This window comes from Pseudomonas caspiana (genome assembly GCF_002158995.1).
Taxonomy (GTDB): Bacteria; Pseudomonadota; Gammaproteobacteria; order Pseudomonadales; family Pseudomonadaceae; genus Aquipseudomonas; species Aquipseudomonas caspiana.
Map to the genome: position 1 here is coordinate 404,903 of NZ_LOHF01000002.1, position 21,218 is coordinate 426,120.

17 protein-coding genes are annotated in these 21,218 nt (G+C 58.3%); 4 read left to right on the forward strand and 13 right to left on the reverse strand.

Annotated features, from left to right (window positions below; all coding sequences use genetic code 11):
• Positions 1-123: 123 nt before the first annotated feature.
• The 3 genes from AUC60_RS04230 to AUC60_RS04240 all read left to right on the forward strand — a co-directional run bounded on the left by AUC60_RS04230 (position 124) and on the right by AUC60_RS04240 (position 3,746).
• Entirely contained in the window at positions 124-1,044 is a 921-nt protein-coding gene (locus AUC60_RS04230) for a putative 2-dehydropantoate 2-reductase (protein WP_087264835.1), read from the forward strand.
• Between the two features lie 76 nt (positions 1,045-1,120).
• Positions 1,121-3,157: a sensor histidine kinase gene (locus tag AUC60_RS04235; protein WP_087264836.1), complete on the forward strand. Its 2,037-nt coding sequence runs from the start codon at positions 1,121-1,123 to the stop codon at positions 3,155-3,157.
• Between the two features lie 13 nt (positions 3,158-3,170).
• Positions 3,171-3,746, forward strand: coding sequence for a cob(I)yrinic acid a,c-diamide adenosyltransferase (locus tag AUC60_RS04240; RefSeq protein WP_087264837.1), 576 nt, complete (start codon positions 3,171-3,173; stop codon positions 3,744-3,746).
• 230 nt (positions 3,747-3,976) lie between these two features.
• On the opposite strand, the gene AUC60_RS04245 is transcribed toward AUC60_RS04240, so the two are convergent.
• The 4 genes from AUC60_RS04245 to secA form a co-directional block, all read right to left on the reverse strand.
• On the reverse strand, positions 3,977-4,921 hold the full coding sequence (locus tag AUC60_RS04245; protein ID WP_087264838.1) for a Nudix family hydrolase: 945 nt from the start codon (positions 4,919-4,921) through the stop codon (positions 3,977-3,979).
• Positions 4,918-5,550, reverse strand: coding sequence for a glutathione S-transferase family protein (locus AUC60_RS04250; protein ID WP_087264839.1), 633 nt, complete (start codon positions 5,548-5,550; stop codon positions 4,918-4,920). The genes AUC60_RS04245 and AUC60_RS04250 overlap by 4 nt, the downstream gene beginning before the upstream one ends.
• A gap of 162 nt (positions 5,551-5,712) precedes the next feature.
• Entirely contained in the window at positions 5,713-6,930 is a 1,218-nt protein-coding gene (argJ, locus tag AUC60_RS04255) for a bifunctional glutamate N-acetyltransferase/amino-acid acetyltransferase ArgJ (protein WP_087264840.1), read from the reverse strand.
• Between the two features lie 132 nt (positions 6,931-7,062).
• A complete protein-coding gene (gene secA / locus AUC60_RS04260) occupies positions 7,063-9,795 on the reverse strand; it encodes a preprotein translocase subunit SecA (RefSeq protein WP_087264841.1) in 2,733 nt (910 codons plus the stop codon).
• A 307-nt stretch (positions 9,796-10,102) separates the two neighbouring features.
• On the opposite strand from secA, the gene AUC60_RS04265 reads away from it, so the two are divergent.
• Entirely contained in the window at positions 10,103-10,558 is a 456-nt protein-coding gene (locus tag AUC60_RS04265; RefSeq protein ID WP_087264842.1) for a DUF721 domain-containing protein, read from the forward strand.
• A 206-nt stretch (positions 10,559-10,764) separates the two neighbouring features.
• Here the strand turns inward: AUC60_RS04265 and lpxC are convergent, their stop codons facing one another.
• The 9 genes from lpxC to murD all read right to left on the reverse strand — a co-directional run bounded on the left by lpxC (position 10,765) and on the right by murD (position 21,214).
• Positions 10,765-11,676 (reverse strand): UDP-3-O-acyl-N-acetylglucosamine deacetylase, encoded by a 912-nt coding sequence (gene lpxC / locus AUC60_RS04270; protein ID WP_027900249.1) that lies wholly within the window; start codon positions 11,674-11,676, stop codon positions 10,765-10,767.
• A 112-nt stretch (positions 11,677-11,788) separates the two neighbouring features.
• A complete protein-coding gene (gene ftsZ, locus AUC60_RS04275; RefSeq protein ID WP_027900248.1) occupies positions 11,789-12,976 on the reverse strand; it encodes a cell division protein FtsZ in 1,188 nt (395 codons plus the stop codon).
• Between the two features lie 67 nt (positions 12,977-13,043).
• Positions 13,044-14,303 carry a cell division protein FtsA gene (gene ftsA / locus AUC60_RS04280; RefSeq protein ID WP_087264843.1) on the reverse strand — a complete coding sequence of 420 codons (1,260 nt, stop codon included), beginning with the start codon at positions 14,301-14,303 and terminating at the stop codon, positions 13,044-13,046.
• 14 nt (positions 14,304-14,317) lie between these two features.
• The gene (locus AUC60_RS04285; RefSeq protein WP_087264844.1) at positions 14,318-15,184 is read right to left on the reverse strand and encodes a cell division protein FtsQ/DivIB; all 867 of its coding nucleotides are present in this window, start codon (positions 15,182-15,184) and stop codon (positions 14,318-14,320) included.
• Positions 15,185-15,187: 3 nt separating this feature from the next.
• Positions 15,188-16,147: a D-alanine--D-alanine ligase gene (locus tag AUC60_RS04290; RefSeq protein ID WP_087264845.1), complete on the reverse strand. Its 960-nt coding sequence runs from the start codon at positions 16,145-16,147 to the stop codon at positions 15,188-15,190.
• On the reverse strand, positions 16,144-17,604 hold the full coding sequence (gene murC / locus AUC60_RS04295) for a UDP-N-acetylmuramate--L-alanine ligase (protein WP_087264846.1): 1,461 nt from the start codon (positions 17,602-17,604) through the stop codon (positions 16,144-16,146). Before murC ends, AUC60_RS04290 begins: the two co-directional genes overlap by 4 nt.
• Positions 17,597-18,667 carry an undecaprenyldiphospho-muramoylpentapeptide beta-N-acetylglucosaminyltransferase gene (murG, locus tag AUC60_RS04300; protein WP_087264847.1) on the reverse strand — a complete coding sequence of 357 codons (1,071 nt, stop codon included), beginning with the start codon at positions 18,665-18,667 and terminating at the stop codon, positions 17,597-17,599. Before murG ends, murC begins: the two co-directional genes overlap by 8 nt.
• Positions 18,657-19,871 (reverse strand): putative lipid II flippase FtsW, encoded by a 1,215-nt coding sequence (gene ftsW, locus AUC60_RS04305; protein WP_087264848.1) that lies wholly within the window; start codon positions 19,869-19,871, stop codon positions 18,657-18,659. The genes murG and ftsW overlap by 11 nt, the downstream gene beginning before the upstream one ends.
• Entirely contained in the window at positions 19,868-21,214 is a 1,347-nt protein-coding gene (murD, locus tag AUC60_RS04310; RefSeq protein ID WP_087264849.1) for a UDP-N-acetylmuramoyl-L-alanine--D-glutamate ligase, read from the reverse strand. Before murD ends, ftsW begins: the two co-directional genes overlap by 4 nt.
• Between the last annotated feature and the right edge of the window lie 4 nt (positions 21,215-21,218).

A 21,218-nucleotide genomic window follows, 5' to 3' on the forward strand; every position in this document is an offset into this window, starting at 1 on the left:
TCTTTGATGTGAATAAAACCCGGTTATTATAACGAGACTTTTCCGCGTTCACTGCGAGCCATCCATGTCGACCGTCAATTTCTCGCTAGTGCACAATTTTCTTCGCCTTGCAGTGGCCCGCTGATGGCCGTCGTCTGGCATGTAGTGGGTGCCGGGAGCCTCGGCAGCCTTTGGGCGACGCGACTGGCGCGGGGTGGCTTGCCGGTAAAGTTGGTACTGCGTGATGCCAAGCGGCTGGCGGCCTACGAGGCCAATGGCGCGACACTGACACTGGTTGAGAACGGCGTTGAAAGTCGACTGGCGATAAGCGCCCAGACCGCTGACAGTGCAGAGCCGATCGAACGACTGTTACTGGCATGCAAGGCTTACGATGCCGAGCAAGCCGCGGCTGCCTTGGCGCAGCGGCTGACACCTGACGCGCAGATTATCCTGCTGCAAAACGGTTTGGGCAGTCAGGACGCGGTGGCCGCGAAAGTACCGAACGCTCGTTGTATCTGCGCCTCCAGCACCGAAGGAGCGTTTCGCCAACGCGATTGGTCTGTGGTGTTTGCCGGGCATGGCTACAACTGGCTGGGCGACCCTGCTGATCCCTCCCCGCCTGACTGGCTGAGCGACCTGCAGCTGGCAGGCATTCCCCATGAATGGACGCCGGACATCCTTACCCGACTTTGGCGCAAGCTTGCACTTAATTGTGCGATCAACCCGCTGACTGTACTTCACGATTGCCGCAATGGCGGCCTGATGCAGCACCACTGCGAAGTGGCCACCCTGTGTGCCGAACTTACCGAACTGCTCCAACAGTGCGGACAACCAGCAGCGGCCGAGGATCTGCACAGCGATGTGCAACGAGTCATTCAGGCAACAGCGGCCAATTACTCGTCGATGTATCAGGATGTCGCGCAAGGACGCCGTACAGAGATCAGCTATTTGTTGGAGTATGCCTGCGCAACGGCCGAGCGCCATCACTGCGTGGTTCCACACTTGCAGCAGCTCAAGGTCAGACTTATACAACACCTGACCGATAAAGGACTCCCCACCAACTAGGGCGCGCCAGCCCGTTTGCTCAATGGCCGGAGGGCGCGCTACCCTGAACATTCCTCATCCGTGTGTGATTCGCCCCATGCCATTGCGCCAACGCCTGGAAAACCTGCCGGTCGGCCAGAAGCTGCTGGCGGCCTTGCTGGTCTTGCTGACGACCGTCTTGCTGGTCGCTAATCTGACGTTCATCAGTGCCGCCTATTACATCTCTCAAGAGGCCATGGCCCCTCAAGCGCTGCAGACCATCGGCCGCTTGATCAGCAACCCGAACCTCGCCGAACAGGCACTCAGCTCACGTGAGGACGCCGAGTCGTTGCTCAAAGAGTTGAAAAACTACGGTCCGCTACGCGCAGCAGCCCTCTACGACACCAACGGCGAGCGGATTGGCCAAGTGCAGCAAGGCGATAAGCTCAAACTGCCTACGCGCTTCAAGGACATCGAAGGCTGGCGCATCACCGAGTTTCGTAACACTCAGTTAATCCCGGTACCCAAAGCAGGCCAGGCGCCAGGCCACCTGTTACTGGTGGCCAGTAGCGAATTACCCACGGCGTTCTACACCGGCACCCTGACGGCCAGCCTCGGTATTCTGGTCTTCAGCGTACTGCTTTGGCTGGTCATTGCCCGGCAGATACGTCGCCTGATCACCGAGCCCATCTATCAGCTTGAAGAGCTCTCACGCCAGGTCACCCACGAAGAAAGCTATGCGTTGCGCGCTGCGCCGGGCAACAAAGATGAGATCGGCAGCCTGGCCGAAGCCTTCAACACCATGCTATCGCGCATCGAGGCTCGGGAGCAGCAACTCAAGCGCGCGCGGGACGATTCTCAGGAAGCTTACGATCAAGCTCAAGGTCTGGCCGAAGAGACTCGTAATACCAACCGCAAGCTGGAGCTTGAGGTGAAGGTGCGCAGCAAGATCGAGAAAAAACTCACCGGTTTCCAGAACTATCTGAACAGCATCATCGACTCGATGCCTTCGGCGCTGATCGCGCTGGATGAACAGCTATATGTCACCCAGTGGAATCAGGAGGCCAGCGCACTGTCGGGTACACCGCTGGATGAAGCGCTCAACCAGCCGATCTTTCTGGCCTTCCCGCCAATGAAAACCTTCCTGCCGCAGCTCAAGCAAACGGTCGAGAAGCACAGTGTCACGAAGATTGAGCGGGTCACCTGGATCAAAGATGAAGAGCGCCGGCACTACGCCCTCACCTTCTACCCCCTGACCGGCGGTGCAGGCCAGGGCGTAGTGATTCGTGTCGATGACATCACCCAGCGGTTGTCGCTGGAAGAGATGATGGTGCAGTCCGAGAAGATGCTTTCTGTCGGCGGACTGGCGGCAGGCATGGCCCACGAGATCAACAATCCGCTGGGTGCAATCCTACATAACGTGCAAAACATTCGGCGACGACTATCGACCGACCTGCAGAAAAACATTGAGCAGGCCGAAGCCGAGGGCATCGAGCTGGAAACGGTCAATCGCTATCTGGTCAGCCGCGAAGTGCCAAAACTGCTCGACGGCATTCAGCAAGCCGGGGCGAGGGCCGCGAAAATCGTCAGCCACATGCTCAGCTTCAGTCGCCTCAGCACCCGGCAAATGGCCCCGTGCGACTTGCCGGCACTGATTGATCAGGCGGTAGAGATCGCCAGTAATGACTTTGACCTCACCATCGGTTTCGACTTCAAGGGCCAGGCGATCATTCGCCAGTTCGACCCCGAGCTGGGTCCAGTGCCGGGCACAGCCAACGAACTGGAGCAGGTTTTGTTGAATCTGCTGAAGAACGCTGCACAGGCTATTCATCAGCGCCCGGATGATGCCGAACCGGGACGTATCATTTTGCGCACAAAATTGAATCCGCCCTGGGCCGAGATTCAGGTTGAAGACAACGGCATTGGCATGACCGAACAAGTGCGTAAGCGCACATTCGAGCCGTTCTTCACCACCAAGGAGATTGGTCAGGGCACCGGGCTTGGGCTGTCGGTGTCGTACTTCATCATTACCAACAATCACAAAGGCCAGATGGAGGTGCACTCCTCCGTCGGCCAAGGCACCTGCTTCACCTTGCGCCTGCCCTTGGCGGGTAACCAGGTGAGCGTGCCTGAAGCGGTCATTTCGCCGCTATAACGGAGCATTGAGAATGGGCTTTCGCTTGTCGAAGATTTACACACGCACTGGCGACACTGGTGAAACCGGCCTGGGTGACGGCCGACGCGTGCCGAAAGATCATCCCCGGGTCGATGCAATCGGCGAAGTTGACACGCTGAACAGCCAGTTGGGATTACTCCTTGCCGGGCTGGCCGAGCAACTGTCGGCAAAGCCTGCCCTCGCTGAGGTGATCGACGTACTCGCGCCGTGTCAGCATCGATTGTTCGACCTGGGTGGCGAATTGGCGATGCCGGTTTATCAGGCGCTTGATCAGGCTGAAATTGATCGACTGGAAGCGGCCATCGACCTGTGGAATGAAGAGCTGGGGCCGCTAGAGAACTTCATTCTGCCCGGCGGTTCGGCGCTGATCGCCCAGGCTCACGTCTGCCGCAGCCTGGCCCGTAACGCAGAGCGGCGCTGTCAGCATCTGAACGCTGTAGAACCTTTGGCCGGGGTTGGGCTGGCGTATATCAACAGGTTGTCGGACTTGTTGTTCGTAGCCGCGCGATTGATTGCCAAGCGGCAGGGTATTGCGGAGATATTGTGGGAAGCGGCGAAGAAACCGTAATCGCCACCCCCGCTGGATGAACGAAAAACCTGTGGGAGCGTGGCTTGCCCGCAATAAAGCTGGACGCGGTTTACTTTAGATCGCGTCAGCTTTATCGCGGGCAAGCCTCGCTCCCACAAGTTCTGCGCAATCCCGTAGGACCGGTTTTAGCCGGTCCTACAAGGTCAATGGCGCACGAGCAAGCTTGTAGGCGAACATAGAATCTCCCACAGGGATTGGACATATTCCAATTATTCCCCCGGCCAGAACGCTCTGATCCCCGCCACGCCTTGCGCGCCACTTTCCCACGCTTGCTGCTGTTCAGCAGGGCCAACACCACCGAGCAGATAAACCGGTTTGCTGAATCCGGCAATCAACTCGCGAGCATGCTCCCAGCCCAACGGCTGAGCATCAGGGTGAGTCTGGGTTGGCTGCACCGGCGACAAGGTCACGAAGTCGACGTCCATCAGTTCAGCCAGAGCCAATTCCTCGGTGTTATGACAGGAAGCGGCCAGCCAGCGATCCTTTGGAAACGGACGCCCGTTCGGTGCCAGTTTGCGTAGCTGTGCCGACGTCAGGTGCCAACCCGCAGCGGGAAAGTCGCCCAGCCACTCCAGCGGCCCCTTGAGCATCAATTGCGCCTTACCGGCACACAAACCCACCGCATCCACCGCCAGATCGCGGTATTGCGGGTCATAGCCATTTGGTGCGCGCAACTGGATCAGTTTGATGCCACCGGCAATGGCCTTCTGCATACCACGCAGCAGCTGAGGGGTTTCCAGCTCACCGGGAGTAATCAGATATTCGCCGGGCAGACGCGCTGCTGCGACGATAGGCTGATTCGCCGCCGGGAACTCATAGTCTGCCAATTCGCGATTGGATACCCAGGCCAAAGGCTGCCCTTCGACGCCATGAGGTTCTCCGGTGAACGCCGACACTTCCCACACGTCCAGCAAAACCTGCTTGTCCGGATAGTCATGCTGAATCTTGATCAGAGGCCGGGCCTGGGTCACGACGATATTCAACTCTTCTTGTAGCTCACGGGCCAGCGCAGCTTCGACGGCCTCTCCCGGCTCGACCTTGCCACCGGGAAACTCCCACAAACCGCCCTGGTGCTGAGTATCGGCACGCCGTGCGATAAGAATTCTGCCGTCAATACCGCGAATGACCGCTGCTGCTACATGAATACGTTTCACCCTTCGACTTCCTCTAAAGCAGCCTTCTGCCAACGCTGGAAAAGCGGCCATTGGTAGATGGTTTCGATGTACGCCAACGCTTGTGCTGGCAGTTCGACCCGATAAGTGCGCATGCGGATCACCACGGGGGCGAAGAATGCGTCGGCAGCACTGGGCTTGCCGAACAAAAACGGACCGCTTTCAGCGGCAACTGCTCGGCATTCAGCCCACAGTTTGACGATGCGCTCGATATCGCCCTGGGCTTCCACGGAGATGACTTCCAGCGCCGCATCGCGATGCAAGTCCATCGGCATGTTGGAGCGCAGGCCCGTAAACCCACTGTGCATTTGTGCACAGGCTGAGCGCGCCTGAGCACGAGCAGCGGTGTCGCTTGGCCACAAGCCAGCTTCGGGGAATTGTTCGGCGAGGTATTCAATGATTGCCAGCGAGTCGGCAATCGCACCATGCGGCGTCTTCAACAGGGGCACTTTGCCGGACGGCGAGTGCTCGAGAATCAACTGGCGGGTGTTGCTCTGATTCAGGCGAATCAATTGTTCGGTATACGGAGCACCGGTCATGTACAGCGCCAGTGCCGGGCGCAGGGACCAGGAGGAGTAGCGTTTGTCGCCGATGATCAGATGCAGGGTCATTTCAGTGTCCTTGCTCAAATGAAAGGCTGTATGAGCGCGCTTGCCCGCGATGACGTCAGCACAGCACCAACATGATGCTGAGCCGGAAATCGAATCGCGGCAAGCGCGCTCCAGAAGCGACAGCGCAGCGTCAGAGACACTGCACCATCATCGGGAAGCAACTTACGTACGGTATTCCGCGTTGATCTTCACGTACTCATGGGACAGGTCAGTGGTCCAGATGGTCTCGCTGCAATCACCACGGCCCAGCTCGATACGGATGGTGATTTCGGCTTCGGCCATCACTGCCGAGCCTTGCTCTTCAGTGTAGGTGGTCGCGCGGCAGCCTTTGCTGGCGATGCAGACGGTGCCCAGGAACACGTCAATCTTGCTCACATCAAGATCAGGCACACCGGCACGACCTACGGCAGCCAGAATGCGGCCCCAGTTAGGATCGGACGCAAACAGTGCAGTCTTGATCAGAGGCGAGTGAGCCACAGCGTAACCTACGTCCAGGCATTCCTGATGATTGCCACCGCCGTTGACTTCGACCGTCACGAACTTGGTGGCACCCTCGCCGTCACGGACGATAGCCTGGGCCACTTCCATGCACACCTCGAATACGGCTGTTTTCAGCGCTTCGAACAGTGGGCCTTTGGCCTCAGTCACTTCTGGCAGATTGGCCTGCCCTGTCGCGATCAACATGCAGCAGTCATTGGTCGACGTGTCGCCATCAATGGTGATGCGGTTGAACGACTTGTTGGCGCCATCGCGGATCAGATCCTGCAGCACGCTCTGCGAAACCTTGGCGTCCGTGGCGATGTAACCCAGCATAGTCGCCATGTTCGGACGAATCATGCCCGCGCCTTTGCTGATCCCTGTCACAGTCACGGTCACGCCGTCGATCTGGAACTGACGGCTCGCACCTTTAGGCAGGGTGTCAGTGGTCATGATGCCGGTCGCCGCGGCAGCCCAGTTATCCACAGACAGGTCATCAAGGGCAGCTTGCAACGCGCCTTCGATCTTTTCCACAGGCAGCGGCTCGCCGATAACCCCAGTGGAGTACGGCAGTACGGCATTGGCATCCACGCCGGTCAGCTCAGCCAGTTTGGCGCATGTACGCGCAGCGTTGGCCAGACCCGGCTCACCGGTACCAGCGTTGGCGTTACCGGTGTTGGTCAGCAGGTAACGGACCGGGCCGTTCACACGTTGCTTTGCCAGTATCACTGGCGCCGCACAAAACGCATTCAGGGTGAAAACACCGGCGACACTGGAGCCTTCGGCACAGCGCATGACCACTACGTCCTTGCGACCCGGGCGTTTGATGCCAGCAGAGGAAATGCCCAGTTCAAAACCAGGAACCGGGTGCAATGTCGGCAAAGGACCAAGACCAACAGCCATGAGGTGCGCTCCTTGAAAAATATCAGCGCCGTCCGCGTCGGTACGGCAATCGATTGAAAAACGCCGCGACGGGTAAGCCGGTCGCGGCGTTAGTACTTTTTGTTCCAAACCCGCTACGGGTTCAAATCAGAATCAGCTGATTTGACCGTGGCAGTGTTTGTACTTCTTGCCCGAGCCACACCAGCACAACTCGTTACGGCCTTGCTTCTGGTCGTTACGGACCGGCAGAGTGGCGATATCAACACCCTCTTCGGCCAGAACTTCCGGCTGCTCAAGGCCAGGCGCTTCGGCATGTTCGAACTGCATGCGTTGCGCCAGCTCTTCGGCGTCGCGACGCAGGCGAGCTTCTTCCTCTTCCGGATCTTCGCGGCGAACCTGAACGTGTGACAGCACACGAATGGTGTCGCGCTTGATCGAATCCAGGAGTTCCTGGAACAGCGTGAACGACTCGCGCTTGTATTCCTGCTTCGGGTTCTTCTGAGCGTAGCCGCGCAGATGAATACCGTGACGCAGGTGATCCATGGTCGACAGGTGGTCTTTCCACAGGTCGTCCAGAACGCGAAGCAGAATCTGCTTCTCGAAAGTACGCAGCGCGTCGGCGCTGGCTTGCTCTTCTTTCTCGTTGTACGCAGCCAGCAACTCTTCAAGCAGCTTCACGCGCAGTGTGTCTTCGTGCAGGTGATCGTCTTCATCGAGCCACTGCTGAATCGGCAGCTTGACGCCGAAGTCGCTCTCGAGTGCCGCTTCCAGGCCAGGAACGTCCCACTGTTCCGGCATCGACTGCGGCGGAATGTGTTGGCTGATCAGGCTGTTGAGCACGTCTTCACGGAACTCGGCGATAGTGTCACCAATGTTGGTAGCGGCCAGCAGGCTGTTACGCATGTGGTAAATCACTTTACGCTGCTCGTTGGACACGTCGTCGAACTCGAGCAATTGCTTACGAATATCGAAGTTACGGCCTTCAACCTTGCGCTGCGCCTTCTCGATCGCGTTGGTCACCATCCGGTGTTCAATCGCTTCACCGGACTGCATGCCCAGTGCTTTCATGAAGTTCTTCACCCGATCAGAGGCGAAGATGCGCATCAGGCTGTCTTCCAGCGACAGATAGAAACGGCTTGAGCCGGTATCACCCTGACGGCCGGCACGACCACGCAGCTGGTTATCGATACGACGCGACTCGTGACGCTCGGAAGCAATAACGTGCAAGCCACCCGCTTCGATCACTTGCTGATGGCGCTTCTGCCAATCGGCTTTGATCTGTGCGATTTGCTCCGGGCTCGGGTTTTCCAGCGCAGCAACTTCAACTTCCCAGTTACCGCCCAACAGGATGTCGGTACCACGACCGGCCATGTTGGTGGCAATGGTCAGCGCACCCGGACGGCCCGCCTGAGCAATGATCTCGGCTTCTTTCTCGTGGAACTTGGCGTTCAGAACCTTGTGTTCGATGCCTTCCTGATTGAGCAGCTTGGACATGTGCTCGGAAGTTTCGATGGTTGCCGTACCCACCAGCACCGGACGATTCTCGGCCAGGCAGGCTTTGATGTCGGTGACGATGGCGGCGTACTTCTCTTCCGCCGTCAGGTACACGAGGTCGTTGAAGTCTTTACGCGCCAACGGTTTGTTAGGCGGAATGACCATGACCGACAAGGTGTAGATCTGGTGGAATTCGAACGCTTCGGTGTCGGCCGTACCGGTCATGCCGGACAGTTTATTGTACAGACGGAAGTAGTTCTGGAAAGTGGTCGATGCCAGGGTCTGGCTCTCGGCCTGAATATTCAGGTTTTCCTTCGCTTCGATCGCCTGGTGCAGGCCCTCGGACAGACGACGACCCGGCATGGTACGACCGGTGTGCTCGTCGACCAGCAGAATCTGGCCGTCCTGAACGATGTACTCGACGTTGCGATGGAACAGGGTGTGCGCACGAAGACCGGCGTAAACGTGAGTCAGCAGACCCAGGTTGTGGGCCGAATAGAGGCTCTCGCCTTCGGCCAGCATGCCGACTTCGGTGAGCATCTCTTCAATGAACTGGTGACCGGCTTCGTTCAGCTCAACCTGACGGGTCTTCTCGTCAACGGTGTAGTGACCGGCTTTGGTGACCTCGCCTTCCACTTCCTCGATGTGTTGCACGAGACGTGGGATCAGGCGGTTGATTTCGGTGTACAGCTTGGAGCTGTCTTCAGCCTGACCGGAGATGATCAGCGGCGTGCGCGCTTCGTCGATGAGGATCGAGTCCACTTCGTCGATCACGGCAAAATTGAGTTCGCGCTGGAACTTGTCGTCCATGCTGAACGCCATGTTGTCGCGCAAGTAGTCGAAACCGAACTCGTTGTTGGTGCCGTAGGTGATGTCCGCCGCGTAGGCTGCACGCTTTTCTTCAGGCGGCTGGAATGGCGTGACGATACCTACGCTCAAACCGAGGAATTCGTACAGCGGACGCATCCAGTTGGCATCACGACGAGCAAGGTAGTCGTTGACCGTTACCACGTGCACGCCCTTACCGGACAGCGCGTTGAGGTAAACCGCCAGTGTACCCACCAGGGTTTTACCTTCACCGGTACGCATTTCGGCAATCATGCCTTCGTGCAAAGTCATGCCGCCAATCAACTGAACGTCGAAGTGGCGCATACCCATGACGCGCTTGCCTGCTTCACGCGCTACCGCGAAAGCTTCAGGAAGCAGCTTATCGAGGGTCTCACCTTTGGCTAAGCGGGCCTTGAACTCTTCGGTCTTGGCACGTAGTTGCTCGTCCGAAAGGGCCACCATTTGCTCTTCGAAGGCATTGACGATCTGTACCGTCTTGAGCATGCGCTTCACTTCACGCTCGTTCTTGCTTCCAAAAAGTTTTTTTAACAAAGGCGCAAACATATCGACAGGATCTTCCAGACATAGGAATGGAGGGCGGCCCCGTGAGTCGCCCGTGCAGCCCTCATGGCCGCATGCGAACGAGTATTCTACCCGGAAACGATGGTGAGGAAAGTGGCGTTATTCCACGATGCTGGCACAGCGCTGTGACGGGGCTGTTTGTAGATAGGGGCATTTCTTGAGAGTTCAACCCATTCAGCACATAAGTTAACCATTGATTTTGCGGGTAAAACTGGCAAAACCGCGTGGGACAAGGGCTTGCGGGCGCTTTCTGATAACATGACAAACTTGTCATTCAGGGTTCTCGCACATGGCGTTTCGTCCACTCCCCGCTCGGGCACCCGCAGTATTGCTGCGTGAAGCGAAGCCGCTTAAAGGTATTTTTCACCATGCTCAGCGTTTGGGGCACTTGCAACGACTGCTTGAAAGCCAGTTGCAGCCTGCTGCGCGCGAACATTGTCATGTTGCTTCATGGCGCGAAGGCAGCTTGCTGCTGATTGTGACCGACGGTCATTGGGCAACGCGATTGCGCTATCAACAGAAACGCCTACAGCGGCAGCTCACCGCGTTTGATGAATTCGCCAACCTGACCCGCATCGTTTTCAAGGTTCAGCCACCCACAACCCCTCAAGGCGCGACAGGCCACACAATGGACTTGTCGACCGTGGCCGCCGAAAGCATTCAGGCAACGGCTGACGGGATCACTGATCCGAAACTGCGAGCAGCGCTGGAGCGGCTGGCGGCGCATGCGAAGCCGAAGGCTTGATTACGAATCGCTTATCCCTCTGCCTGTAGAAGCTCACCGAGGTTACGAGGCCAGCGATGGCGGTTCGTCTGACACGCCGTCATCGCTGGCCTCGTAACCTCGGTGAGTTCCTACAGGTCCGTGCAGTGCAGAAATCCCCCATAAAAAAAGGCCGCCCGAAGGCAGCCTTTAAAAACAGCAAAAAAGGAAGGAGAGTAAAGCTGACCTTACACGGCCGCTACAGGGCGCATGTAAGAAATCGGTGCAGTACTGGCATCTTCGAAGGTCACGACTTCCCAAGCGTCTGTCTCTGCAATCAATTTACGCAGAAGGCGATTGTTCAGTGCATGCCCCGACTTGAAGCCAATGAACTCACCTATCAGGCTGTTGCCCAGCAGGTAGAGGTCACCAATTGCATCAAGAATCTTGTGTTTAACGAATTCGTCCTCGTAACGCAGGCCGTCTTCGTTCAGTACGCCATCCTTATCAACCACGATGGCATTTTCCACGCTGCCGCCGAGTGCGAGGTTGTGCTTGCGCAGGTACTCGATGTCACTCATGAACCCGAAGGTCCGGGCACGGCTGACTTCCTTCACGAAGGAAGTGCTGGAAAAGTCCACGCTTGCACTTTGGGTGCGATCGCGGAAGACCGGGTGATCGAAATCGATCTCGAAACTGACTTTGAATCCTTCGAAAGGCACGAAAGTAGCGCGTTTACCGCCCTCCTCCAACGTAACTTCCCGAAGGATCCGGATGAATTTCTTCGGCGCGTCCTGTTCTTCCAGGCCAGCCGATTGAATCAGGAATACGAAGGGACCCGCGCTGCCATCCATGATCGGAACTTCGGAGGCAGAGAGTTCAACGTAAGCGTTATCGATGCCCAGACCAGCCATGGCCGAGAGCAAATGTTCTACGGTGTCGACTTTGACATCACCGCTGACCAGCGTGGTCGACAGAGTGGTGTCACCGACATTTTCCGCGCGGGCAGCAATATGCACGACGGGGTCGAGGTCAGCACGTACGAACACGATACCGGTATCCACAGGTGCAGGCTTGAGGGTCAGGTAAACCTTCTCCCCGGAGTGCAGACCGACACCTGTGGCACGGATAATATTTTTCAGGGTGCGTTGTTTAATCATGGCATTGGCCGCTTCAGCGCAAGTTGCGAACTGGTATCAACAAAGGCTGGCGATAATAGCAGACCCGGCCTTTGCTGAACACCAATCACCCTAATACCCCTGATACATTTCATCAATCAGCCTGACGACGCAGGAAAGCCGGGATGTCCAGGTAATCCAGATCGTCATTCGGGCTCATTTTTGCGGCTGTCGCGCCTGCGTGTGCCTGATTGCGCATCACAGTAGGACGATCCAGGTCGCGGTAGTTAACCGAAGGGGCTTCCTGACGAGCTGCAGCAGGCTGAGCCTGAGACGGCTGGGCAGTTTGCAGGGTGTTGTCGATAACCTTGACCGGCTTCTCGATTTTCGCGCCCAGGCCTGTGGCAACCACAGTTACGTGCAGCTCGTCGCGCATGTCCGGATCGATAACGGTACCGACCTTGACCATTGCGTGCTCGGAGGCGAACGCTTCGATGATGCTACCCACGTCCGAGTACTCACCCAGAGACAGGTCAGGACCGGCAGTTATGTTGACCAGGATGCCGCGAGCGCCCTGCAGGTTAACGTCTTCGAGCAGCGGGTTACGAATGGCTGCCTCAGTCGCTTCACGTGCACGGTTCGGACCGCTGGCGCAGCCAGTGCCCATCATCGCCATACCCATTTCGCTCATCACGGTACGTACGTCAGCGAAGTCGACGTTGATCATGCCCGGACGCTTGATGATGTCGGAGATACCGCGAACGGCACCGGCCAGAACATCGTCAGCCTTGGCGAAAGCCGACAGCAGGCTGGCGTCTTTACCGAGGATGGTCAGCAGCTTCTCGTTAGGAATGGTGATCAACGAGTCGACGCTTTCGGACAGCATGCGGATGCCTTCGTCGGCGATCTGCATACGCTTGCGACCTTCGAACGGGAACGGACGAGTCACCACCGCTACGGTGAGGATGCCCATTTCCTTGGCCACTTCAGCAATGATCGGAGCTGCACCGGTACCGGTACCGCCGCCCATGCCTGTGGTGATGAAGACCATGTTGGTGCCCTGCAGAACTTCTGCAATGCGCTCACGATCTTCCAGAGCAGCCTGACGGCCTACTTCAGGGTTGGCGCCAGCGCCAAGACCTTTGGTAACGCCAGTACCCAGTTGCAGGATGGTCCGCGCGCCGATGTTTTTCAGCGCCTGAGCATCGGTGTTGGCGCAGATGAATTCCACGCCTTCGATGTTGCTCTTGACCATGTGATTAACGGCGTTGCCGCCACCACCACCCACACCGATAACTTTGATTACCGGGCTTTGCGGGACGTTGTCTACGAGTTCGAACATTTTCCCTCTCCTTTCATTCTCTAGTTTTTTTGCCTGGTGCCCACTGCTGCCATTACTGCTTTGAGGCTTAGAAGTTGCCTTGCACCCAGCGCTTGAAGCGTTCAAGCACTGGAGCTTTAGGCTCATCTCCATAGCCGCTATTGCTACTACTGATCCCGGACAAAGAGAAACCGTCAGACTGCTTTTGCAGGCCGTACAGCAACAAGCCGACACCGGTCGAATAAATCGGGTTACGCACGACATCTGCGAGCCCTTTGACGCTATGCGGCACGCCCAGGCGCACCGGCATATGGAAGATTTCCTCGGCCAGTTCGACCGCGCCTTCCATTTTCGAGGTACCACCGGTCAGCACGATGCCGGCCGGGATAAGATCTTCGTAGCCACTGCGACGCAGTTCCGCCTGGATCAGGGTGAACAGCTCGTCGTAGCGTGGCTCGACCACTTCGGCCAGGGCCTGACGCGACAGCTCGCGCGGTGGACGGTCGCCAACGCTTGGCACTTTGATGGTTTCACCGGCACCGGCCAGCTTGGCCAGGGCGCAGGCGTAACGGATCTTGATTTCTTCGGCGTATTGCGTCGGTGTACGCAAGGCCATGGCGATGTCGTTGGTGACTTGGTCACCGGCAATCGGGATCACCGCCGTGTGGCGAATCGCGCCTTCGGTAAAGATCGCGATGTCGGTGGTACCGCCGCCGATGTCTACCAGGCACACGCCCAGCTCTTTTTCATCGTCGGTCAGGACCGAGTAAGCCGAAGCCAGTTGCTCCAGGATGATGTCGTCGATTTCCAGACCACAGCGACGCACGCACTTCTCGATGTTCTGTGCAGCATTCACCGCGCAAGTCACCACGTGGACCTTGGCTTCCAGTCTCACGCCCGACATACCCAGCGGCTCACGAACGCCTTCCTGGTTATCGATCACGTAATCCTGCGGCAAGGTGTGCAGCACGCGCTGATCAGCCGGGATCGCAACCGCCTGAGCAGCATCGAGTACGCGCTCCAGGTCCGCCGAGCTGACCTCACGATCACGGATCGCGACGATCCCGTGGGAGTTCAGGCTGCGAATATGGTTGCCCGCCACGCCGACGAACGCCGAGTGAATACGGCAACCCGCCATCAGCTGGGCTTCCTCCACTGCGCGCTGGATCGACTGAACGGTGGATTCGATATTCACCACCACGCCCTTCTTCAGGCCACGCGATGGATGGGTACCGATACCGACGATTTCCAGCGTGCCATCGGCCGCGACTTCGCCTACCAACGCTACCACCTTGGAGGTGCCGATATCCAAGCCAACGATCATTTTGCCGCTTTGCACGTTTGCCATGGTCCTGCCTCTTGTCAATTCTTCGCGACGGCGGGTTTGTCCGTCGGAGGCGCTGCCTGCTCGCGCCATCCCACGGCAAGGCCGTTGGAGTAACGCAGATCGACGCGCGCAATATTCGTGATCTGTTCTTTAAGCGTTTTGTCGTAAATGGCGATAAAACGGCGCATTTTTTCTACAAGGTGATCGCGTCCCAGCAACAACTCGATACCGGGTCCCGCACTGCCCGCGCCCGTGGTCAAAAACCAGCTGCCACGTTCACGTAATTCCAGCCGAGCGATGGAGAACCCCATTGGGCGCAACATCTGACTCAACACCTGATACTGCTGCATCACCTGCTGCTGAGCCCGCTGTGGGCCGAACAATTGCGGCAGGTGTTCATAATTGGCCAACTCGCGCGGTGTAAATGCTTCGCCCTGGTTGTTGAGCAAAGCTTCATCCCCCCAGCGCGCCACTGGCAGTTGCTCTTCCAGACGGATCACTACTTGATCCGGCCATACACGTCTTACTTCCGCGTGGGCAATCCACGGCATCTTTTCCAACTCGCTGCGCATGGCAGCGAGGTCGATGGTGAAGAAGCTCGCCGCGACATAAGGCGCGATCCGCTGCTGCACCGCCTGCTGGCTGATATAGCTCAGGTCGCCCTGAACGTTGATCTTGGTGATCGGCCGGTCGGCGTAAGGCAGCAACCGTTGTGCGCCCTCATAAACGCCGTAACCCAGCGCGACCATCAGTACCAACCAACCCAGCTTCTTAAAGAAGCCACCCACTTTGGCTTTCGGCATACGCGCCGAAAGCGGTTCTCTGGTCACCGTGCGACTGGCACCCCGCGGCACCGGCTTGCGGCCGGATCCTGGAGGCTGATGACGCGCCGTCGCGTTCATGACTTAACCTCGCGCCTGGACGCTGTCGGCCAGAATCGCCAACACCAGTTGCTGGAAATCCAGACCTGCCGCACGTGCCGCCATTGGCACCAGGCTGTGGTCAGTCATCCCTGGCACGGTATTCACTTCCAGCAGCCAGAACTTGCCATTGGCGTCTTGCATGACATCGGTACGCGCCCAGCCGGTAACGCCAACTGCTTCGCACGCGCGAGCGGTCAGTTGCTTGAGTTCCTGTTCCTTGGTGTCATCGAGCCCGCACGGAATCCGATACTGGGTATCGTCAGCCAGGTACTTGGCGTCGTAGTCGTAAAAACTGTGAGGAGTGCCCAGGCCGATGGGAGGCAAGACCTGGCCACGCAGCGATGCGATGGTGAACTCCGGACCTTGAATCCATTGCTCAACCAAAACTTGCGAATCGTAGGTACTGGCAGCTTTCCACGCGACGATCAATTCTTCGACGCTGGTCACCTTGGCCATACCGATACTGGAACCTTCATGAGCCGGTTTGACGATCAAAGGCAGGCCCAGTTCCGCAGTTGCAGAAATACAATCCGATTCGCTGCCAAGTACCGCGTGCAAAGGCGTTGGCAGGCCAAGACTCTGCCAGACCTGCTTGGTCCGCAGCTTGTCCATGGCCAGTGCTGAAGCCAGTACACCACTACCGGTGTAAGGAATTTCCAGGCACTCCAACAAGCCCTGCATCGTGCCGTCTTCGCCACCGCGTCCGTGCAGGACGATGAAGGCGCGATCAATCTTTTCGCTGACCAGACGCTGCAGAAAATCGTCGCCTACATCGATGCCGAATGCATCGACACCAGCGCTCTGCAATGCGTCCAGAACGGCTTGCCCGGACTTCAATGAAACCGGCCGCTCAGCGCTTTTGCCGCCAAACAGCACGGCAACGCGGCCGAACGATTTCGGCTCCAGCGTCGAGAGCAGGGACAATTGCAGTGGCGCAGTCATTTCAGCTTCCCTTCGGTAGGCGCGATGACGGCACCCGCGAACAACGGGCTTCTCAACAATTGCGGAGCGAGCCCACCAATGTCACCTGCCCCTTGGCAAAGCAGGATGTCGCCGGCTCGCAGCAAAGGTTTGACCAAAGGCGCCAGCTCGACGCCGCGCTCGATATAAATAGGGTCCAGCTGGCCACGCTGACGAATGCTGTGGCACAGGTTGCGGCTGTCCGCACCCGGGATTGGCTCTTCACCTGCCGGGTAAACTTCCATCAGCAACAGCACGTTGGCCTCGGCCAGCACTTGCACGAAATCGTCGTACAGATCGCGGGTACGGCTAAAACGGTGCGGCTGATAAACCATGACCAAGCGGCGCTCAGGCCAGCCGCCACGCACAGCGTTGATCACGGCAGCGACTTCGCGAGGGTGATGACCGTAGTCATCAACCAGCATGACATTGCCGCCTTCGACCGGCAGCTCGCCATAAACCTGGAAGCGTCGACCCACGCCCTGGAAACCCGAAAGCCCCTGAACGATGGCTTCATCGCTGACGCCCTCATCCGTCGCAATGGCGATAGTTGCCAGCGAGTTAAGTACGTTGTGATTGCCCGGCATGTTCACCGATACGTCCAGCGGCTCACGGTCGCGACGTAATACGGTGAAGAACGTCAGCATGCCTTCCTGACGCACATTAATAGCTCGTACGTCCGCCGTTTCGGTAAAGCCGTAGGTCACGGTTGGACGTTTGACTTGCGGCAGGATTTCCCGCACCACAGGATCATCGATGCACACCACCGCCAGGCCATAGAAAGGCAGGTTGTGCAGGAACTCGACGAAGGTTTTCTTCAGTTTGTTGAAGTCGCCTTCATAGGTCGCCATGTGATCGGCGTCGATGTTGGTGACGACAGCAACCAGCGGCTGCAAATGCAGGAAGCTGGCATCACTTTCATCGGCTTCAGCAATGAGGTAACGGCTGGTGCCCAACTGCGCGTTGGTACCGGCAGCGTTCAGACGACCACCGATCACGAAAGTCGGGTCCAGACCACCGGCCGCGAACACCGAAGCGATCAGGCTGGTCGTGGTGGTTTTACCGTGGGTACCGGCAACGGCGATACCGTGGCGATAACGCATCAGCTCGGCCAGCATCTCGGCACGTGGCACCACCGGGATACGACGCTCAAGGGCGGTCGCCACTTCCGGGTTGGAAGTGTTCACGGCACTGGAAACCACCAGCACGTCAGCGCCCACAGTGTTTTCCGCGCGGTGGCCGATGAAGATGTGAGCACCAAAGGATTCAAGACGCTCGGTAACCGGGGAAGCCTTCAGGTCTGAACCGGAAACTTCATAGCCCAGGTTCAACAACACCTCGGCAATCCCGCACATGCCCACACCGCCGATACCGACGAAGTGGATGCGACGGATACGGCGCATTTCCGGCTGTGGCATCGCGCGTTGATTCTCAACCATGAGCCACCTCCAGACAGATATCCACGACGGTGTTGGTTGCATCAGGCTTGGCCAGCCGGCGGGCGGTACGAGCCATGGTGTTGAGTTGTTCGGGTTGCATCAAAACCTCTTTCAGACGCGCCGCCATATCGGCTGCATCAGTTGTCGCTTGTGGCATCACGAAAGCAGCGCCTTCGTGGGCCAGATAGTCGGCATTACGGGACTGGTGATCGTCGATCGCATGGGGCAACGGCACCAACAGCGAGGGCAGTCCGGCCGCCGCCAGTTCACTGATGGTCAGCGCGCCTGCGCGACAGACCACCAGGTCGGCCCAGCCATATGCTTGGGCCATGTCTTTGATGAACGGGGCGACCTGCGCCTCCACACCGGCAGTGCGATAGCGCTCCGCAGTAACTTCATCGTGATTCTTGCCAGCCTGATGAAACACTTCAGGCCGAAACTCCGCAGGCACCTGCGAAAGTGCCTCCGGCAATAACTTGTTCAGCGGCTCGGCACCGAGGCTACCGCCCAGTACCAGCAAGCGCGCCTTGCGCCCGGCCAGTGCCTGGCGTGGTGTTTCCAGAAACAGCTCGGCACGTACCGGATTACCCGTGGTGCGGCGTTTTTCGGACGCTGCGAAGGTGTTCGGAAACGCCTCGCACACTCGGCTGGCGAACGAGGCCAGACTGCGATTGGCAGTACCGGCTACAGCGTTCTGCTCATGAATGATCAAAGGCACTTTGCTCAACTTCGCAGCAAGACCGCCCGGACCGGTGACATAACCACCAAAGCCCACCACGCAAACCGGCTTGAGATCACGCACGACTTTACGGGCCTGCATCAACGCCTTGAGCAGCATCAGCGGCGCCTTGAGCAAGGACAACCGGCCCTTGCCACGCAAACCGGTAACGTTGATCAGGTGCAAAGCGAACCCGGCCTGCGGCACCAGTTCGTTTTCAATACCGCGGGGCGTACCCAGCCAATGCACCTTGTAACCACGGGCCTGGAACTCGCGCGCGCATGCCAGCGCCGGGAACACGTGGCCACCGGTGCCGCCTGCCATGATCAGCACGTTAGCGTCCATGGTTAGGCTCCTCGGCGAAGTCGCTTTCATTGAATTCCGCTTCTTCGCTGCCCATGTTGTTGCGCGACTCCCACTCGATCCGCAGCAGCAGACCCAGGCTCGCGCAGCAGATCACCAATGAACTCCCGCCGTAGCTGAGGAACGGCAGGGTCAAACCTTTGGTTGGCAGCAAGCCGACGTTCACACCGATGTTGATCAGGAACTGACCGATCCACAGGAAAGCAAGGCCATAGGCAACGTATGCGCCAAAGAACTGCTTGGCGCGCTCGGCCCACATACCGATGTACATGGCGCGGATACTGACGAATACGAATAGCGCGACGGTCAGCAGCGAACCCACTACACCCAGCTCTTCGGCGAGTACCGAAAACACGAAGTCAGTGTGCGCTTCCGGCAGATAGAACTGCTTCTGTACGCTGTTGCCCAGACCAACACCGAGCCATTCACCGCGACCAAATGCAATCAATGCCTGAGTCAACTGGTAGCCGGAACCGAATTGATCGGACCACGGGTCGGTAAAGGTGATCAGACGTGCCATCCGATACGGTTGCGCCTGAACCAGCACGAACACCGCGCCGACCGCCAGGGCGACCATCAGACTGAACCGGAACAGGCCAACGCCACCCAGGAACAGCATCGCTGCCGCAGCGCCCATCATCACGACGGTGGCACCGAAGTCTGGCTCCATCAGCAGCAGGCCGGCCATTGGCAGCAAGACGATGAAAGGCTTGAAGAAACCCATCCAGCTTTCACGGACTTCCTGCTGGCGACGAATCAGGTAACCCGCGAGGAAAATCACCACGAATACCTTGGCAATTTCCGAAGGCTGGACGTTGAACATGCCGAAGCCGATCCAGCGCATCGAGCCGTTCACCTCACGACCGATACCCGGCACCAGCACCATGACCAGCAGGCCGAATGCACCCAACAGCATCATCCAGCCGAGGCGCTGCCAGGTCGCGACCGGAATCATCATGGTCAGACCGCAGGCGAAGATCCCAATGATCATGTAGATCAAATGGCGAGTCATCATATAAAGGGTGTTGCCGGAATTCACGGCCGCCACTTCCGAGGAAGCGGAGGTGATCATCACCAGACCCAGGCCCAGCAACGCCAGGCAACCAGCCAGCATCGGGAAGTCCAGGTCAATGCCACGACCACTGATTATCGGGGACGGGAAAGGCTTGATTACGCCGAAGATCATGACAAGTCCCCCACGGCTTGCGCGAACAGACGACCGCGCTCTTCGTAGTTCTTGAACATGTCAAAACTCGCGCATGCCGGGGACAGCAACACGGCGTCGCCCGCCTGCGCTATCTCGGCGCAACGCAACACAGCTTCTTCAAGCGTCGCAACCCGGACCAGTTCCACGCCATCGCCCAACGCCTGAGCGATCAATTCGGCGTCGCGGCCGATCAGCACCACAGCGCGGCAGTTGGCAGCAACCGGGGCACGCAGACCACTGAAGTCAGCACCCTTGCCATCACCACCGGCGATCAACACCAGTTTGCCTTCGATGTCTGAGCCCAGGCCCTCGATGGCGGCCAGTGCGGCGCCAACGTTGGTGGCCTTGGAGTCGTCGTAGTAGCTCACGCCGTTGCGCTCACGCAGCCATTGGCAGCGATGTTCCAGGCCGCCAAAGCTGCGCAGGCTGGAAAGCATCGCGTCCATCGGCAAACCGACAGCATGGCCCAGCGCAAGCGCCGCCAGAGCGTTGGCCTGATTATGAGCGCCACGGATTTTCAATTCGCGTACAGGCATCAGGTTGTCGAACTGGAAGGCGAGATATTTTTCGCCGTCTTCTTCGCGCAAACCAAAGCCATGGAAATCGGGTTTGTTCAGACCGAAGGTCCAGCACGGCAGACCCTCACCAATCAACGGCCGGGTCAGCACGTCCTGACGGTTGACCACCACCTGACGGGCACCACGGAATACCCGGTGCTTGGCGAGATGGTAAGCAGGCAAACCGCTGTAACGGTCCATGTGGTCTTCACTGATGTTCAACACGGTCGCCACTTCTGCGCCGAGCTGATCAGTGGTTTCCAGCTGGAAGCTGGAAAGCTCCATGACATAGAGTTCGACGTCATCGCCAAGCAGATCCAGCGCGGGCGTACCCAGATTGCCGCCGACCGCAACACGCTTGCCCGCCGCAGCAGCCATCTCGCCAACCAGCGTGGTCACGGTGCTTTTGGCGTTGGAGCCAGTGATCGCAATGATCGGAGCCTTGGCGTAACGGGCAAACAGCTCGATATCGCCGGACAGCTTCACGCCGCGCGCAGCCGCCTGCTGCAGCGCCGGGGTCGCCAGTGCAAGACCCGGGCTCACGTACAGCTCGTCGGCACGACACAGGAATTCAACGTCCAGTTCGCCACAACGCACATCCACCTGCGGATAGTCACGACGCAAAGTCGCCAGCTCCGGTGGATTTTCCCGCGTATCGGCCACGGCAAACGACACGCCCCGGCTCGCCAGAAAGCGAACCAGGGACATGCCGCTCTTGCCGAGGCCGACAATGATGCGGAAATGGTCTGAAGCGATAAGAGACACTCGT

Excerpts from the sequence above, each read along its gene's own strand:
- AUC60_RS04290 (WP_087264845.1), bottom strand. The coding sequence starts at position 16,147 with ATGACTGCGCCACTGCAATTGTCCCTGCTCTCGACGCTGGAGCCGAAA.
- AUC60_RS04230 (WP_087264835.1), top strand. The coding sequence starts at position 124 with ATGGCCGTCGTCTGGCATGTAGTGGGTGCCGGGAGCCTCGGCAGCCTT.
- AUC60_RS04265 (WP_087264842.1), top strand. The coding sequence starts at position 10,103 with ATGGCGTTTCGTCCACTCCCCGCTCGGGCACCCGCAGTATTGCTGCGT.
- ftsZ (WP_027900248.1), bottom strand. The coding sequence starts at position 12,976 with ATGTTCGAACTCGTAGACAACGTCCCGCAAAGCCCGGTAATCAAAGTT.
- AUC60_RS04250 (WP_087264839.1), bottom strand. The coding sequence starts at position 5,550 with ATGACCCTGCATCTGATCATCGGCGACAAACGCTACTCCTCCTGGTCC.
- lpxC (WP_027900249.1), bottom strand. The coding sequence starts at position 11,676 with ATGATTAAACAACGCACCCTGAAAAATATTATCCGTGCCACAGGTGTC.
- murC (WP_087264846.1), bottom strand. The coding sequence starts at position 17,604 with ATGGTTGAGAATCAACGCGCGATGCCACAGCCGGAAATGCGCCGTATC.
- AUC60_RS04285 (WP_087264844.1), bottom strand. The coding sequence starts at position 15,184 with ATGAACGCGACGGCGCGTCATCAGCCTCCAGGATCCGGCCGCAAGCCG.
- AUC60_RS04235 (WP_087264836.1), top strand. The coding sequence starts at position 1,121 with ATGCCATTGCGCCAACGCCTGGAAAACCTGCCGGTCGGCCAGAAGCTG.
- ftsW (WP_087264848.1), bottom strand. The coding sequence starts at position 19,871 with ATGATCTTCGGCGTAATCAAGCCTTTCCCGTCCCCGATAATCAGTGGT.
- argJ (WP_087264840.1), bottom strand. The coding sequence starts at position 6,930 with ATGGCTGTTGGTCTTGGTCCTTTGCCGACATTGCACCCGGTTCCTGGT.
- ftsA (WP_087264843.1), bottom strand. The coding sequence starts at position 14,303 with ATGGCAAACGTGCAAAGCGGCAAAATGATCGTTGGCTTGGATATCGGC.
- secA (WP_087264841.1), bottom strand. The coding sequence starts at position 9,795 with ATGTTTGCGCCTTTGTTAAAAAAACTTTTTGGAAGCAAGAACGAGCGT.
- murG (WP_087264847.1), bottom strand. The coding sequence starts at position 18,667 with ATGGACGCTAACGTGCTGATCATGGCAGGCGGCACCGGTGGCCACGTG.
- AUC60_RS04240 (WP_087264837.1), top strand. The coding sequence starts at position 3,171 with ATGGGCTTTCGCTTGTCGAAGATTTACACACGCACTGGCGACACTGGT.